This window comes from Avibacterium endocarditidis, assembly GCF_965138825.1.
In the GTDB taxonomy this organism is placed as follows: domain Bacteria; phylum Pseudomonadota; class Gammaproteobacteria; order Enterobacterales; family Pasteurellaceae; genus Avibacterium; species Avibacterium endocarditidis.
Genome location: NZ_CBCSDH010000001.1, coordinates 150,112 through 167,392, shown reverse-complemented (window position 1 = coordinate 167,392; position 17,281 = coordinate 150,112). Strand labels below are relative to the sequence as shown.

General features: G+C 33.8%; 13 protein-coding genes. 7 read left to right on the top strand and 6 right to left on the bottom strand.

Going from position 1 to position 17,281, the window contains the following annotated elements; genetic code table 11:
- Nucleotides 1–93 precede the first annotated feature (93 nt).
- Genes ACNAV8_RS00765 through ACNAV8_RS00750 form a run of 4 tightly spaced genes read right to left on the bottom strand, consistent with a single transcriptional unit; the run spans nt 94 to nt 4,320 of the window.
- Complete coding sequence (locus tag ACNAV8_RS00765; protein WP_103854911.1) at nt 94–681, bottom strand: DNA glycosylase; 588 nt, start codon at nt 679–681, stop codon at nt 94–96.
- Nucleotides 682–2,331, bottom strand: a complete 1,650-nt coding sequence (locus ACNAV8_RS00760; RefSeq protein ID WP_415777033.1) for a sulfatase-like hydrolase/transferase — start codon at nt 2,329–2,331, stop codon at nt 682–684.
- A gap of 7 nt (nt 2,332–2,338) precedes the next feature.
- On the bottom strand, nt 2,339–3,079 hold the full coding sequence (locus tag ACNAV8_RS00755) for a glycosyltransferase family 25 protein (RefSeq protein ID WP_415777032.1): 741 nt from the start codon (nt 3,077–3,079) through the stop codon (nt 2,339–2,341).
- Entirely contained in the window at nt 3,076–4,320 is a 1,245-nt protein-coding gene (locus ACNAV8_RS00750) for an O-antigen ligase family protein (RefSeq protein WP_415777031.1), read from the bottom strand. Before ACNAV8_RS00750 ends, ACNAV8_RS00755 begins: the two co-directional genes overlap by 4 nt.
- Before the next feature lie 233 nt (nt 4,321–4,553).
- Here ACNAV8_RS00750 and ACNAV8_RS00745 point away from each other — a divergent pair, with 233 nt between their 5' ends.
- The 7 genes from ACNAV8_RS00745 (at nt 4,554) to ACNAV8_RS00715 (ending at nt 13,372) form a co-directional block, all read left to right on the top strand.
- Nucleotides 4,554–6,434, top strand: a complete 1,881-nt coding sequence (locus ACNAV8_RS00745) for a polysaccharide biosynthesis protein (RefSeq protein WP_415777030.1) — start codon at nt 4,554–4,556, stop codon at nt 6,432–6,434.
- Between the two features lie 24 nt (nt 6,435–6,458).
- Nucleotides 6,459–7,655, top strand: a complete 1,197-nt coding sequence (locus tag ACNAV8_RS00740) for a DegT/DnrJ/EryC1/StrS family aminotransferase (RefSeq protein ID WP_103853194.1) — start codon at nt 6,459–6,461, stop codon at nt 7,653–7,655.
- 1 nt (nt 7,656) lies between these two features.
- Nucleotides 7,657–8,343 carry a sugar transferase gene (locus ACNAV8_RS00735; RefSeq protein ID WP_462934449.1) on the top strand — a complete coding sequence of 229 codons (687 nt, stop codon included), beginning with the start codon at nt 7,657–7,659 and terminating at the stop codon, nt 8,341–8,343.
- 181 nt (nt 8,344–8,524) lie between these two features.
- On the top strand, nt 8,525–9,535 hold the full coding sequence (locus tag ACNAV8_RS00730; protein ID WP_103853196.1) for a glycosyltransferase: 1,011 nt from the start codon (nt 8,525–8,527) through the stop codon (nt 9,533–9,535).
- Between the two features lie 148 nt (nt 9,536–9,683).
- Entirely contained in the window at nt 9,684–10,937 is a 1,254-nt protein-coding gene (locus ACNAV8_RS00725; protein ID WP_115261383.1) for an oligosaccharide flippase family protein, read from the top strand.
- Nucleotide 10,938: 1 nt separating this feature from the next.
- Nucleotides 10,939–12,321, top strand: coding sequence for an O-antigen polysaccharide polymerase Wzy (wzy, locus tag ACNAV8_RS00720; protein ID WP_103853199.1), 1,383 nt, complete (start codon nt 10,939–10,941; stop codon nt 12,319–12,321).
- Entirely contained in the window at nt 12,311–13,372 is a 1,062-nt protein-coding gene (locus tag ACNAV8_RS00715) for a Stealth CR1 domain-containing protein (RefSeq protein ID WP_415777029.1), read from the top strand. Before wzy ends, ACNAV8_RS00715 begins: the two co-directional genes overlap by 11 nt.
- Nucleotides 13,373–14,179: 807 nt before the next feature.
- Here the strand turns inward: ACNAV8_RS00715 and pntB are convergent.
- Complete coding sequence (gene pntB / locus ACNAV8_RS00710; protein WP_103855943.1) at nt 14,180–15,631, bottom strand: Re/Si-specific NAD(P)(+) transhydrogenase subunit beta; 1,452 nt, start codon at nt 15,629–15,631, stop codon at nt 14,180–14,182.
- Nucleotides 15,632–15,643: 12 nt separating this feature from the next.
- Nucleotides 15,644–17,173, bottom strand: a complete 1,530-nt coding sequence (gene pntA, locus ACNAV8_RS00705; protein WP_103855944.1) for a Re/Si-specific NAD(P)(+) transhydrogenase subunit alpha — start codon at nt 17,171–17,173, stop codon at nt 15,644–15,646.
- Nucleotides 17,174–17,281 lie beyond the last annotated feature (108 nt).

The following is a 17,281-nucleotide window of genomic DNA, read 5'->3' as shown; positions in this document are numbered from 1 at the left end:
CATTACCTATACAATTCATAATAATGAAAATCACTTTTTCTTATTTGTTAATAATGAAACAATTATTCATATATAATCGATCAAAGTATTTTATTAAACCAATCCCACCATTTCAAAAAACTCCCGATAGGCCGCCACTTTTTTGTTAAAGGCAAGTGGATAAGCCCTTGAGGTGGACGGCAGTCGATATAAATTAAGCGAAAAATCGGGATAAGGGTAAGGGATAAAGCTGTTGGTTTTCGGTGCTTTAACCTTTTCAGGCAATAGAGAAAGCAAAATCTCAGTGGCTTTGCCCCCTGTGGTGAAAATCCAGTGGCATTGCGGCACTTGGGGCAACACTTCGCTAAGATTGACGCTTTCCACCACTTTCAAAAATTTATCTGAGGCATTATCTTGCTCTCGAATGGCTTTGCGCACCGTTGGACATAATGCAATGCCCTTTTGCCATAAGAAATCCTTAATTCGAGCGGAATCAAAGCGTTTTTCATTTGGCACTTGAAAATAATCCGCACGTCCGAAAAACACTTCACCATACACGCGCCACATATCATTTTGAAAATTCGGATAATGAAATTCCATACAGCGTTTTTCCGCCTTAGGGGGAAAACTTCCCCTCATCATCACCGTGGCGTGCGGTGGCAATATTGCGGGAAATGGGTGGGTTTCGATTTGCTCACTCATCTATTTTGCCACCTTTAATTGTTGATACAAATAATGGCGATAGCCCGCCAATAATTGCTCATCTTGGCAATCTTGCAGTTTTCCACCGCTTAATTTGCGCATTGCAATATTGGCTTGCATAAATTCATCAGCAGGCAATCCCGCAATTTCTAAAATTAAACCGCCAGCCTGCGCTAAATCAAGGAAATCCTGTTGTTGCTCAAAGTCAGTTTGCATATTGCTACGCACCACAAATTGCGTAATGTAATCTGGATTTGAATAATCAAATTGATAAGTAGGCTGCGCACCACTAATAGAAATTTGGTGATCACCAAAATAAGCCAACACATAAGGTTTATGACGATTTTGCATATAGCGATTGAAATCTTCGATAACATCATTGAGCTTCACAATTCGCTGAATATAATCGTTTAACTCGCCCGTTCCTTTAGCGGTAAACCCTTGATTTTGCAGATTAAATACATTCCCAACATCGTGATAAGGCCCGTGTTCACGCATTGTAAGAACATAAACAAATAAAGGCTGATTTACCTTTTCAAGCGCAGGAATGCCTTCTTTTTGCAAAATTTTCTGCACATATTGGCTCATTTCATCACTGCCAATCGTCCATAAATTTTTGCTTAATGGTGCGGGATAACCTAACTCTTGCGGCTGCAACATTAGATCAAAACCAAGATGATCATAGGCCGGCTTGGCGTTGTAATTGCCTTTCGTGAATGGCGATAAAGCCACGCAATAATAGCCTTGCGCTTTCAGATTTTGGATAAAGCTGTATTGCAAATGCGGCACAACAGAATAAAACACGGCATTTGCCATTGCGCCAAAATCCGTTGAAGGTAACCCAGACAGAAACGCAAACTCCGATTTCCAGGTTGCGCCACCTAAAGTATGCACACGCAAATGGCTGTTAAACTTGGTATCAACCTGATTTTCATACATTGTGATTGGCGGAATATCAGCGTTCTCAAATACAAAGCTATGCGGATTTAGGGTAGATTCCTGAAGCCATACGACAATGTCAGGTTGCTCGTTTTCTGCGCTGAGTGGATAGTCGGGAACACGTTGTTTTTGCTGTAAAAAATAATTTGCATCGCCCTCAAATACTGGGGGCTTAAAAAATACGCCACGGCAAGACATTGGTAGATTTAAAAATACATCGCGTCCATCATCGGGCAACGAATCCAACCATTGTTTAATCGCCGATTTATTTTTGCTGTAATGACAAATGGAAAAAATTGTGAAAAAAAGCACCGCACTTGCTAAAAGTCGCCATTCAATGCTTGCTACGTCTGCTGAGGACCAGCCCATCACGGCATAAACCAGCAATCCAATCAAGCCTGCAATGGCGAAAATAGCCGAGCGATAATGCAGCAAAGTTTCCCAATTTCGCCAGTCCAGAACTAAAAAGAAATCAGACACCAAGAGCGGTTGTTTATAAAAATGTATTTTCAGGCGATGAAAAAGCATCAGTACCACAAACAGCACCGCAGCAAAATTCAGCCCACGCTGCCACTGCCCTGTAATGCTAAACATCAAACTAAAAAACAACACAAACTGCGCAATCGCAAAGAAATACGTCCAGCGATAATGCGAGTTAATCACAAAAATCACCGCAGCTAGGGTGAAGAGGGAGAGTAGGAGGTATTGCATAGTGAAATTAATGTTTTAGCCTAAATAAAAAATTATGTATAAACCGATTAATACGATCTTTTAAGTTAAAGTATTCGCGTCTGATTTTTGAAAGCAGAGATAGATTCTTTTCACCTCGTTTATCCTCTCCTATAAGAGAGTCAATTCCCTCTATTCGATCAATACAAGGAGGATAAATTGCAAAATTCTCAATTTTGTTTTCATAAAAGCGCGCCATCTGATCATCCACAGGAAAAATCCAAACCTTACAATAATCAAGCAATTTTCTAGCTGCCTTAGGAGTTATAGCATAACCTTGGGCACAAAAATAATCCTTATAAAACTTCGTTACTGAAAAATCACTAAATTTTTCTACTTCAACTCTTTCAACATTACGATAATTTTTATGCAACCATAAAAAAGGGTAACTTCCTAAAAGTTCATCTAAATTACTATAAACAGATTTAAAGTTATCAAGAAGACTTATATCATCCTCTAATACAATGATAGGTGTATTGTTGTTAGCACATTCTTTCCACAAAGAATAATGGCTAGCAAAACAACCTAATTCGCCTAATGAAAGAGTTCTTCCTTTTCTTTGAAAATGTTTCTTGGCATTATAATGCGAAAATAAAGTATGCCCAGGATTCTCTCTAGCATTAACCGCAGAAAAAAATTGAAATTTAATGCCTAATTTATCAAATTGCGCTTTAATAAGTCTCTCTCTATCTTTTGCTGATTCAATATGAATCACATAAATAGGTATCATTCGGTTAATCTCCGATTATTGTCAATTGTCATTGCATAAAAAATAACATTACACATATAAAAGAACATTGCATATTCTTTATTTATTAATAAAGAATCCGTTAGATTAAAGAATATTAATCCAAAAATATTTATTACTCCTAATAATGCTATAATCTTTCTATCTTCCACACTCGAATTTTTATAAACATCAATAAAGTATTTTAAGAAAGTATATATTAGCAATAATAATACAAATAACCCAATAATACCCCTATGATAAGTTTGTTCAATAAATTGGTTATGAGAATGGGTATAATCTTTAGTGTAGTTTGGAATTACGCCAGATTCTGCCTGCTCATGACGTTTGTGCAACATGCCATCTCGTCCCCATCCTAAGATAGGCTTTTCTTGAATTGCGTACCAAGCACCTTTATATAAATCAAATCTGACACCAACAGAGCTATGAGCATTAGAATCATCTACATACTGAGTAATGTTATCCAGGGCAGCTTGATATCTTTTGCTAACGCCAAACTGAGGTATAATACTTACAACTATAATAATTGAGATTAGTAACATAAAAAATGAGTAGACCACTCTTTTGAGAGACTTTTTATATTTAAAAAATAGAAAAAAAAGTACAAAGGGAAAGACAATCCAGCTTCCTCTACTTCCTGTTGCAATATTTCCCAAAAGACCTATATAAGAAGAAAAAAGTAAAAATACGCCTATTTTAACTTTAACTTTTTTTTCTAAATAATGAAATCCTAATGCTATACAATATAATGTAACCGTCATTATAATTGCAGCAGCAGGTATAGGATTTATAATATCAGGATCAAATGCTCTATCGATTCCAAGATAAAACTTATTATATAAAGACTGAATACCGTAGAACAGGCAACTAACACCAAAAACAATTGTCAAAAACTTAAAGTTTGGTCTATATCTAATAAGAAGGAAAAGAATAGGAATTGACAATAATAAAAAATGATCTGCCTTAAAAGAACTTGGAATCGCATCACCATTAAGAGTAGCAACAAACAATCCAACAATATAATAAAGTAAAGAAAATTTCACATACTTCTTAGCATCATATTCATACTCTATACTTTTATAAGTATAAAAAATATAAATAAATGAAAAAAGCACCAAGATAGCAGGCGCAACATAATAAGATCTTTTTATTGATAAAAGTACCAAAAAGAAACATAGAACCAATACATTAATGCTATATAAGAAAAAACTTTTTCTGATCATAAACACTTCCTTTAAAGAACATATCTATATATGATACACTTTTTTTTATAAAACCTCTACTGTTAAGACTATTTTGCATAATGCATAGATAGAATCTCATTCTGCTAATAGCTCCCTTACATAGTCTTCTAACTTTGACAACTCACTGCTTATTAGTTAAAATTCAATTCTTACAAGACCAATTTTTTTCAATAACAAACGGACCAAAATCTGTCGCGAGAGTTCATAAATTTATGCTTGATTACATTTTATCCTTGCCACGCAGTATAAAAAGATTTATATCAATAACTATTGATATCTTCCTTATTATATTTTCTTACTTTTTGGCACTAGGAGTTCGCCTTGAGCTTGGTGAAGAACTCAAACTGACCGAAAATTGGTATATTATCTTATTAGTTGGATGTATTTCTATTCTGTTTTTTATGCGATTAGGATTATATCGGGCTGTTATTCGTTTTGTTACAATAAAATTTACTCAAGTTGCTATTCTTGCTTCAATTTTATCAACAGCCACGCTATTAGCTGTTGTATTTATATTTCAATTTAATTTACCTAGATCAATTCCTTTTCTCTATTTTATCTTTATATCTATTTTTATTACATACACTCGTTTTTTATGGCGAATGTTACTTAGTCATAATAAAGATTCTAGAACTAAAGTTTTGATCTATGGAGCTGGTTATTCAGGCCGACAACTACTAACAGCTTTAAATCAAGGTTCTCATTATTCAGTCGTTGGCTTTATTGATGATAATAAAGCTCTGCATAAAACCATATTACATGGCATTACTGTTTATAGCCCTAAATCATTAGGCAAATTAATAGACAATAAAAACATTAAAAAAATCCTATTAGCAATGCCTAGTGCAACGCAAAGTCAGCGTAAAGCGATTATTAATCGAATTAGTAAATATAAATGTGAAGTACTTACAATACCAGGAATGGAAGATATTGTCAGCGGTAAAGCACATTTAACTAGTTTAAATCAAGTTTCAATTTCTGAACTCTTAGGGCGTGATCCAGTAACTCCCATTGAGTCCTTATTGGCGCAGGATATAAAAAATAAAATTGTTATGGTGACCGGTGCTGGTGGTTCTATCGGTTCTGAATTATGTCGTCAGATTATTAAACAATCACCTAAAAAGTTAATTTTATTTGAATTAAATGAATTTTCCTTATATCAAATACACCAAGAATTATTAAGGAATGCTGATTTTCAACACGTTGAATTAATTCCACTATTGGGTTCGGTACAAAGAAAGCATAGGCTAGATATTATTATGCGTTCGTTCAAAGTAGATACGGTTTATCATGCTGCGGCATATAAACATGTTCCTTTAGTTGAATACAATGTTGTTGAAGGGATTCGTAATAACATTTTTGGAACCTTATATTGTGCCCAAGCAGCTATTGAAGCAGGAGTTTCTACTTTTGTCTTGATTTCTACTGACAAAGCGGTTCGTCCAACCAATATAATGGGTACAACAAAGCGTATGGCTGAATTAATTCTACAAGCATTGGCCAAAACGCAAAATACAACGCGTTTTTGTATGGTTCGTTTTGGAAATGTTTTAGGTTCTTCGGGTTCTGTGGTTCCATTATTTAATAAACAGATTCAAGAAGGTGGCCCAATAACATTAACACATCAAAAAATCACGCGCTTTTTTATGACAATCCCTGAGGCCGCCTCACTAGTTATCCAAGCTGGTGCAATGGGAAAAGGTGGAGATGTTTTTGTTTTAGATATGGGTAAACCAGTAAAAATTTATGATTTAGCCGTAAGAATGATTCATTTAAGCGGTCTAACATTAAGAAATGAGAAAAATCCGAACGGAGATATTGAGATCTCAATTACAGGATTAAGACCTGGTGAGAAATTATATGAAGAACTACTTATCGGTGATAACGTACAGGGAACACAACATCCAAGAATTATGACAGCTATCGAAACAATGCTTGATTGGAATGACTTGAATAACATCTTGCAGCGATTAGACATATTATGTTCAGAGTACAAGATTGATGAGATTAGGGATTTATTGATTTCTTCATCTACAGCTTTTAGCCCAGCAACAGAAAATTGTGATATGGTATATCAAAATTTATCTCAATAATATATTTACATTAAGGAATAAACGGTGAAAATTAGCTTCTCTCCTCCTGATATTACAGATTTAGAAATTAACGAAGTAATTTCTGCCTTAAAGAGCGGTTGGATAACTACAGGCCCTAAAACAAAAGAATTAGAAAATAAACTTGCCTCCTACATAGGTACAGAGAAAGTAGTTTGTTTAAATTCAGCAACAGCAGCTTTAGAACTTATCCTTAGAATATTAGGTATTAAAGAAGGTGATGAAGTCATCACCTGTGCCTATACCTATACGGCCAGCGCAAGCCCAGTTATCCATATTGGAGCAAAACTTGTGCTAATAGATACAAGCCCAAACTCCTATCAAATGGATTACGAGGCATTAGAAAATGCCATTACCGATAAAACAAAAGCAATTATTCCCATTGATATAGCTGGAGTTCCTTGCGATTACGATAAAATTTTCGAAATAGTAGAACGCAAAAAATCCCTATTTAAACCTTCTAATGATTTACAGCAGAAAATAGGTCGCATTGCGGTTGTTGCTGACTGCGCACATTCTTTAGGTAGTATATGGAAGAATAAAATGGCGGGAAATATTGCTGATTTTAGCAGTTTCTCTTTTCATGCAGTTAAAAATTTTACTACAGCTGAAGGTGGATGTGCTACTTGGAAAAATATTGATGGTATAGATAATCAGGATCTTTACCGCCAGTTTCAATTACTATCTTTGCATGGTCAAAGCAAAGATGCGTTAGCTAAAACTAAGTTAGGTGCTTGGGAATATGATATCCAAGGCTGCTACTATAAATGTAATATGACAGATATTAGTGCTGCTATTGGACTAGCGCAATTCAACCGTTATCCTAGCCTATTAGAAAAACGAAAAGAAATTATTAAGAAATATATTTCTGGATTAAAAAATTCTAATATTGATATTCTTCCTCATTTTACGAGTGAATATTCAAGTAGTGGACATTTATTTTTGACACGCCTATTAAATAAAGATGAAGTATCCCGTAACCAATTTATCGAAAAAATGGCAGAAGCTGGTATCGCGACTAATGTTCATTACAAGCCTTTACCTATGCATACAGCATATAAATCACTCGGCTTTTCAATAGAGCAATTCCCTAATGCTTATCAACAATATTGTAATGAGGTAACATTACCTTTACATACCCAGCTAACTGATGAGGAAATTGATTATGTTATTGAAAACTTCAAGCGAATTTTGAGTGATTAATATGATTTTGAGAAATTGGAATGATTTACCTTCACAAATAAAAAATGAATCAGTGAAGCCGTATTATGACTACTTGAAGAAAAAGAAAATTAGCCTACTGTTTAAATTTGCTCTTGATAGATGTTTAGCTACTATTTTATTGATTTTACTATCTCCCTTATTTTTATATATAGCTTATAAAATTAATAAGGATAGTCCAGGCGAGATATTCTTCAGACAAACAAGAATAACTCAATATGGCAGAGAGTTTAAAATTTATAAATTTCGCACAATGGTAGCAAATGCGGAGTCTTTAGGTTCACAAGTCACAGTGGATAATGACAAACGGATTACAACTATTGGAGAAAAGCTCAGAAAAACTCGTTTAGATGAACTCCCTCAATTAATCAATGTTCTCAAAGGAGAAATGAGTTTTGTTGGTACTAGACCTGAAGTACCCAAATACGTAAATAACTATACTGCGGAAATGATGTCAACATTACTCTTGCCAGCAGGCATTACAAGTGAAGCGAGTATTGAATATAAAAATGAAGATAGACTTTTATCTAATGCTGAAGATTCAGATAAAGAATACATTGAAAAAGTACTTCCCGAAAAAATGAAATGGAATTTAGAGAGTATTCGAAATTATTCGTTTAGTAGAGATCTATTTACAATGATAAAAACAGTATTAGCGGTAATTAAGTAATAGAGATATATCTAAAATAATTTTCTAAATTAGACAGTATTATTTAATATAAAAACTCAACTTTTATTTAGATATTTTATTATAATAAGAAATACAATATCTTAAGACGAATTAACCATTATATATGTAGGATATTGATATTATTAATAATTTTTTAGTTACAATTAAGAGAGACTAAACAATGATTGTATCTTTTTGTATTGTTGCACACAATGAAGAAAAAAATATGCCTGCCATTTTTGATATGATCATGGCCCAAGATTATCCTCATGAAAAAATTGAGATTATTTTTGTGGATTCAATGTCTACAGATAAAACAAAAAAATATATGGATGAATTTGTAGCAAAAGCAAGAGGATTCTATAACTCGAAAGTGATTGAAAATGAAAAGATAAAACAAGCCCCCGGTTGGAATATAGCAATTCAAAATGCTAGTGGAGATGTTATAATTAGATTTGATGCTCATGGCTGTGCTCCTCCTGATTTCGTAAGTCGTCGAGTCAGAGTTATCAAAGATGGGGAATACGTTGCAGGAGGGCCCTGTCATAGAATTGTCGATGAACAAACAAAATGGAAAGAAACGCTTTCGACAGCGGAATCTTCAATGTTCGGTAGTGGTATAGCTCCTTACAGAAGAAATTCAACTCGAACATATGTAAAATCGATTTCACACGGAATCTATCGTAGAGAAGTCTTTGATAAAACTGGGGGATTCAATGAAAAACTCGGACGAACAGAAGATAATGAAATGCACTATCGTATTAGGAAATCTGGATATCGAATTTGTTTTGAGCCTTCCTGCATTTCATATCACCATACAAGAAGCTCTTTAAAAGCCATGCTGAAACAAAAGTATGGAAATGGATTTTGGATCGGACGGACAATAGGAATTTGTCCTAAATGTTTTTCTATTTTTCATTTTGTACCTGCAATATTCGTATTATCTATTTTGGCTTCATTAATCTTAGCGACTATAGGTTGCCCTATTTTCATTATATTATTAACAGTGCTATACGGTATAGCTAATATCATAATGACAATAACATCTATTTTTAAAAAAAATTTCTGGATAGGGGATATCTTTCTTCCAATCATCTTTATACTTTTACATTTTTCTTATGGGATAGGTACCATTTGGGGACTAATCAGTATGCCAAGATGGCGTCACGTAGTATATTTGAAAAAGGAATAAAAAGTTAAAGCTTGCAAAACTCAATACTGACATATATTAGAAATATTATTCTTACTTGTATAAATGTAGATATTCATTATAGAATCTGCATTTAGTTATACTATTATTTTTTTATGATAACTAATTAATATTTAAATTGAAAATTTTAATGATTAAAATATATATAGAATACAAAACTCAGATCAATAACTTTTTGTACCTGTCTATTGTTTATGGAGTAAATATTTTTTTACCTCTAGTTCTGTTTCCTTTTTTATTACACAGATTAGGAGAAGGCTTGTATGGGAAAATTATTTTTGCACAAACAATAGCCAATTATTTTCTAGTATTCACCAATTTCGGATTTAACATTTCTAGCACAAAATCTATTAGTCTAAATAAGGATAACCAAGAGAAAACCAACATTATTTTTTCTTCAACAATATACGCTAAATTAATCTTATTTTTTATTTCATTATTAATTACTATCTTATTCTGTATTATATCTGGTATAAACCAGAATGATATGGTTCTTTATATAGCTTCTCTCTTTATTTGTTTTTCTGATGCTTTATTACCAATATGGTTTTTTCAGGGAATTGAAAAAATGAAATATATAACCATAGTTAATGTATTATCAAGAATACTGGGAGCAATATTTATAATATTAATAGTAAGAAATGAATATGATTATATATTTATACCTTTTTTATACTTTATTGGAAATTTAGTAGGCTCTATAATTTCACTCTATATTGCTATCAAGAAAGAAAATGTACGTTTGATATTTGTTGAAAAGAAAAATATTATAGAGAGAATTAAAGAAGGATATGTTTTTTTATTTTCTGATTTTTCATCAATTATAAAAGATAAAGGAAATATTACTATAATAGGAATGTTCTTAGGTATGTCATATGTTACATATTATGATCTAGCTGAAAAGATAATATGGGCCTTTAGATCTATATTATATAATATGAATGTAGTATTTTTCCCATACGTAGTGAAGAATAATATTAAAGGAAAAGTAAGAAAAATTATTTGGGCTATATTTTTATGCAGTTGCTTTCTATATGCTATTTTATATTTATTCTCAGATAAAATAATTTATTTTATATCTAGAGATGAAAATATGCTCTTTATTAATTCTTTTATCCATTTGATGGGAATCTATCTTTTCCTAGCCACTTTTAGTTCTTGCATAGGACAATTTGTTTTGATTACAAATAATCTAGAAAAATTATATTTAAAAAGTTTATTGATTACTTCCATAAGTTATTTTTTCTTAATTTTGTTTTTATATATTACGAAAATATTTTCTATAGAGTCCTTAATTATCGCATACAATGCTAGTGTTTTAGTTGAACTTATATATAGAATATATGTTTGCAAAAATAAAAATTTAATTGGATATATTATTTAATATGAAACTAAAAAAACTCACATCACATTACTTTATTTTTTTACCATACTTAATATTATCATTATATATAAGTATCAACTCAGATATTTCTATTTTTTTACTTGAATTATTTTTATTTTTACTTTATGGAGTTTGTATTATTTGGACAATATTCAACATAAATAAGTATCCACTTGCATTTATTATAACAGCCTTATTTGGGCTTTTTATTTACTCTAGATTTATCTTGGACTTATGGAATTTATTACCTTATGATATAAGATCTCAGACTCGATTTGTTCATAATTATTTTGAGGATAAAACTATAAGTGAAACTATTATAATTTATATTATTTCAATAATGGGACTAATGAGTGGATTTTTAATCATGGATTCAAATAATAAAAAAACGCTCAAAAAAAAATTAGCAAATGAAAAATTTATATATAAAATAGGCATATTATTTTTAATTTTATCTGCTCCAGGATTAATTTATAAAATGTATTTACTAATTAGTATGGTCAATGAACTTGGTTACCTTTCTTTATATAAAATAGATAATCCATCAGATTTAATTAGAACTATTGAATTTACCAGTTATAAATTGTATCTTTTAGGAATAAGTCTATTATTATCTTGTAATCTTAATAAAAAACAATTTTATTTTTTAGCAATATTAATGGTGGTTATATCCGGGGTATATCTTTCTCTAGGAAAAAGAGCAGAGTTTGGAATTTCAACTATATTTCTTATATGGTATTGGTTTTCTTATTTGCATAGAGAGAGAAAAATAAATATAAAATTATCACTACTAATATTAGTTGGTTTAATTTCTTTCTCCTTTATTTTTCAATATATAAATTATTATAGAACTGATTCAGAGACTAATAAAAGCACCAAAGATATCTCAATAATAAATTTTTTAGCCTCCCAAGGTGTTAGCGGTATTGTTTTACCTTACTACATAGAATATAAAGATATAATTAATAGAGATAGTTATCCTTATATAATGGCACCAATTATCGATAGGATGCATAGAGGAGGAGCAAGTATGAGAGTAATAAATAATACAAATTACTTGTCTTATGAACTTACCTATGCGATTTCCCATGAAGCCTATTTAAATGGAGAAGGAGTAGGAGCAAGTTATATTGTAGAATTATATGAAGGTGGGAAAGCTTCTGTTTTTCTAGGAATGGCTTTTCTAGGAATGTTAGTCATTTTTATTGAAATAAGAAAAAATACTCCATATATTAAATACCTATCCTTGCTTTTTGTTATGACACTATTATTTTTACCTAGAGGAGAGTTTTTTGAGTATTTTTATGAATTTATATTATTTTCATTAGTATGGTATTTTTTAAATATAGTATCTCATAGATTAAGGAGTGGATATGAACAATAATAACCTTGATAAGATTGATTTTGTATTACCTTGGGTTGACCCATCAGACGAATTATGGCAAGAAAAAAAAGAGCATTTTAGTAATGAGAGAAACGTCGACTTAGGTTCTAATACATCTGCTAGATATCGGGATATGGAAATATTAAAATACGTTTTACGTTCAATTGAAAAGAATTGCAGCTGGTACAATAATATATTTTTAATAACAGAAGGCCATTATCCAAAATGGCTAAATATAAAACACCATAAAATACGCCTAATTAGCCATGAAGAACTATTTTATGATAAAACAGATCTACCTACTTTTAATAGTAATTCTATAGAATGCAATTTATCCTCCTTAAAAAACTTAGGGCTTACTGAAAAATTTATATATTTAAATGATGATATGCTAATATTCCGAAAGGTTGATGCCTCTAGGTTTTTTATAAATAATCTTCCAGTTGACTTTTTGTGTCATACATTAATTCCAAGATCTAAGTTTTTATTAAAATTACGGGGGATAACTGATTCCTGGAGTTATTCATTATTGAATGATATAACTTTAGTAAATAGTAAAAAAAATATTCAAACTATTTCTAAAGATCTTATATATCATGCTAGTTATTCTATGACCGAAAAATTAAATAACTTCTTAATGAAAAATTTTTATAGAAAAGCCATTAGTCTAAAACATTGGCACCATCCTCAACCCTACTTAATAAATACTTTAGAAAAAGTAAGAGAAATTTTTAAGCTACAACTAGAGAGAGTATCTAAAAATAAATTTAGGGATAAAACTGATCTAACACCGTATTTATATCGATATTGGCATCTGTTAAGTGGTGAGTTTTATCCACTAAAATTTAATGATGGAATAGGTGATAAAAATATTTCCTCAGTGAAAGATGTCAATGAAATTTTCGAAAAACTTAAAAAAGATCCACATATTAATTTTGTATGCTTTAATGATAGTCCTGACTTAACTGAGCAAGAATTTTATCTAGTAAAAGAACGATTATTAAATGAATTGGAAAAAGTTTTTCCTGAAAAGGCAAGTTTTGAAATATAAAATCTTTGCTAAATTTTTAGTAAAAAGATTATCTTTTATTAAATAAGAAATGAGTTAAGTTTATTGAATAATACTACTAACACTACCCTATTATAAGCTTTTATTTATTTTGAATGTGAAAGGTATAATGTTAAAATATCGTTAAACTATTTATTAGAAGATGAAAACTTCTGGTATCCCAAAAACGGAGATTATTATTACGGCCCCTAACTCACGAATAAAACTTGCGTAGTTAAATCTTGTACATTTTTATTCAAGAGTAAATATCCTAATTCACAGGGTAAGATCGCATTTTCTCCAATTTTATGATCCAATATAGTCATATAGTCTCAGCCTACAAAACCTATTGAGGCTATATGAATGTCTTCAGTTTTCGCAATGACTTCCCCCCAGACCTTACCCCAAAAAATATGACTTTCTCGATATTGTTTTTCTTGTCATTACCGCAGTGTTTTCTGGTGCTAATAGCTTGGCGGGCATTAAACTTTTCGGAGAATAGCATCAGGATTAGTTGAGCAGATATCGTCCTCTCGAACATGGCATTCATGTCTATGATACTATTGCTCGTATTATCAAACACATCGTTCCAAAAGCTTTTAACGAGATTTTTATTGATTTTATCAATGAGATAAGAGCAAGGAGTTAATTGCGATTGATGGGAAAACATTGCATCATAGTTTTATATCCTACTTGCTTAATCTAAAAGTAACAATATTGAATCTAGATATTCCACACTTATTACTATGCCTAGAAAAAACCGCACTTTACCAAAAGTGCGGTCTATTTTTAACGTATTTTCAGCAATCCCTACAACGCCTTCAAAATATCATCAACACGCTCTTTCGCATCGCCGAAGAGCATTTGGGTGTTTTCTTTGAAGAATAATGGATTTTGTACGCCTGCGTAGCCCACTGCCATTGAGCGTTTGAATACCACCACGTTAGCGGCTTTCCACACTTCTAGCACTGGCATTCCTGCGATTGGGCTGTTTGGATCGTCCATTGCCGCAGGGTTTACGGTGTCATTTGCGCCGATAACCAATACCACATCAGTATCTGCGAAATCGTCGTTGATTTCGTCCATTTCTAATACCACGTCATAAGGTACTTTGGCTTCAGCGAGTAACACGTTCATATGACCTGGTAAACGCCCTGCTACTGGGTGGATACCAAAGCGCACGTTCACACCACGATCACGCAATTTTTGTGTGATTTCAGCTACTGGATATTGCGCTTGAGCCACCGCCATTCCATATCCCGGGGTGATGATCACAGAGCTTGCATTTTTCAGCATTTCCGCCACTTCTTCTGCCGTTGTTTCGCGGTGTTCGCCTTGTTCTTCATCACCACTTGCAACCACATCATTACCAAAGCCGCCAGCGATAACGCTGATAAATGAACGGTTCATCGCTTTACACATAATGTAGGAAAGAATCGCACCTGATGACCCCACTAATGCGCCAGTTACGATCAAGAGATCGTTATTAAGCATAAAGCCTGCTGCCGCAGCTGCCCAACCTGAATATGAGTTCAGCATTGACACCACCACTGGCATATCTGCACCACCAATTGATGCCACTAAATGCCAACCAAAGGCAAGGGCAATGAGCGTCATTAATAGCACTGGGAAGATATTTTCTGGTGAGCTTAAAAACGCAATCATTAATAAGGCAGAAACCACTAGCGCCGCTAAATTTAATTTATGGCGATGCGGTAACATTAGCGCTTTAGAGTTAATAATGCCGCGTAATTTACCGAATGCGACCACAGATCCTGTAAAGGTTACCGCACCGATGAAGATCCCTAAGAACACTTCCACATTGTGGATTGTAGCAAGGGTTGCTTGTTCTGCATCAAAGGCAGCTTTCGCATTTTCTAATGCTGCTTCGCTGATAAATGCTGTACCTTCAGGCGCAACAAATTCAGGGGTAACGTGTAAGCCAAAGCTGTTAAAGCCAACTAACACCGCTGCAAGACCAACAAAGCTATGTAGAATAGCTACAAGCTCTGGCATTTCGGTCATTTCTACTTTTAATGCACGTTGGATACCAATCACCGCGCCAATCGCCATAGCGATTAAGATCCAAATTTGCCCTGAAGTTTGTGGGCCAAAAATGGTTGCGATAAGGGCGATGGTCATACCCACAATGCCATACCAACAACCTGCTTTAGCAGTTTCGTGTTTAGAAAGCCCTGCTAAGCTCATAATGAAAAGTAATGCCGCTACAATATATGCAGCCTGTACTAAACCTTCTGACATTGCTTTTTCTCCTTAACCTTTTCTAAACATTGCAAGCATACGTTGGGTAACTTTAAAGCCACCAAAAATATTGATACTTGCTACTAAAATTGCAATAAACGCGAGCAGGCTAATAAAGAAACTGCCTTGAGCAATTTGCAATAGCGCCCCCACAATGATGATGCCTGAAATAGCATTGGTTACCGCCATTAATGGCGTATGTAAGGCGTGGCTCACATTCCAAACCACATAGTACCCCACCACACAAGCAAGTACGAATACGGTAAAGTGTGATAAGAATGCCGCTGGCATCACTGAACCTAACCATAGGAACAACACACCAATTGCGCCCATAATGCCGTATTTCACGCGTGGGTCTTGCGGTTTTTCTTCTTTTTTCTCAACCACTACTTCCACTTTTTGCTGCGGCTGGGCTGAAACTTGAATTGGTGGCGCAGGCCAAGTGATTTCACCATCACGAATAACCGTTACACCACGCAATACCACATCATCAAAATCAATATTGATTGTGCCGTCTTTCTCTTTACATAATAACTTGAGCAAGTTCACCAAGTTAGTCCCGTAAAGTTGGGAAGATTGCGTTGGCAAGCGTGCAGGGAAATCGGTATAACCGATCACTTTCACTTGATTATCGGTAACGAACACTTCGCCCGGTTTAGTGTACTCGCAATTCCCCCCTGTTAAGGCAGCTAAATCCACAATCACCGAGCCTGGTTTCATTGAATCCACCATTTCTTTGGTGATCAAACGTGGTGCAGGTTTTCCTGGGATCGCAGCAGTGGTAATGATAATGTCCACTTCTTTCGCTTGTGCCGCATAAAGCTCCATTGCACGGCGATTAAATTCTTCCGACATCACTTTCGCATAACCATCGCCTGAACCGCCTTCTTCTTCAAAATCAATTTCTAAGAAGTCTGCGCCCATTGATTTCACTTGCTCTTTTACTTCAGGACGAGAGTCAAAGGCACGCACAATCGCACCAAGGCTATTTGCGGTACCAATCGCAGCCAAACCTGCCACACCCGCACCAATTACCAACACTTTCGCAGGTGGCACTTTACCTGCTGCCGTGATTTGTCCAGTGAAGAAGCTACCAAACGCATTGGCGGCTTCCACCACCGCACGATAGCCTGAAATATTCGCCATTGACGAAAGGGCATCTAAGGATTGCGCACGAGAAATACGCGGCACCGCGTCCATTGCTAATACATTGATTTTCTTAGCCGATAATTTTTGCATTAAGGCTTCATTTTGGGCTGGCCAAATAAAGCTGATCAGGGTTGCCCCTTCTTTAATTAACGCAATTTCCTCATCAGTTGGCGGATTCACTTTCATAATCACATCGGCATTCCAAACCTCTTGTGCTGTGCCGATTTTCGCGCCTGCATTAATAAATGCCTGATCTTCAAAACTTGCTTTAAAACCTGCATCGTGTTCAACCAGCACTTCAAAGCCAAGCTTTAAAATTTGCTGAACAGTCTTTGGCGTTGCCGCCACACGGGTTTCATTATCAAGCAGTTCTTTAGGTACACCAATTAACATAATGTTTCCTTCAAATTGGTTGATGATAAAATCTGGAAAACCTTGCTTTCCAGCCCATAAATGACAATAGTCAAAACCGCTCTAACTGTACCATTTATTGCAAAAAAG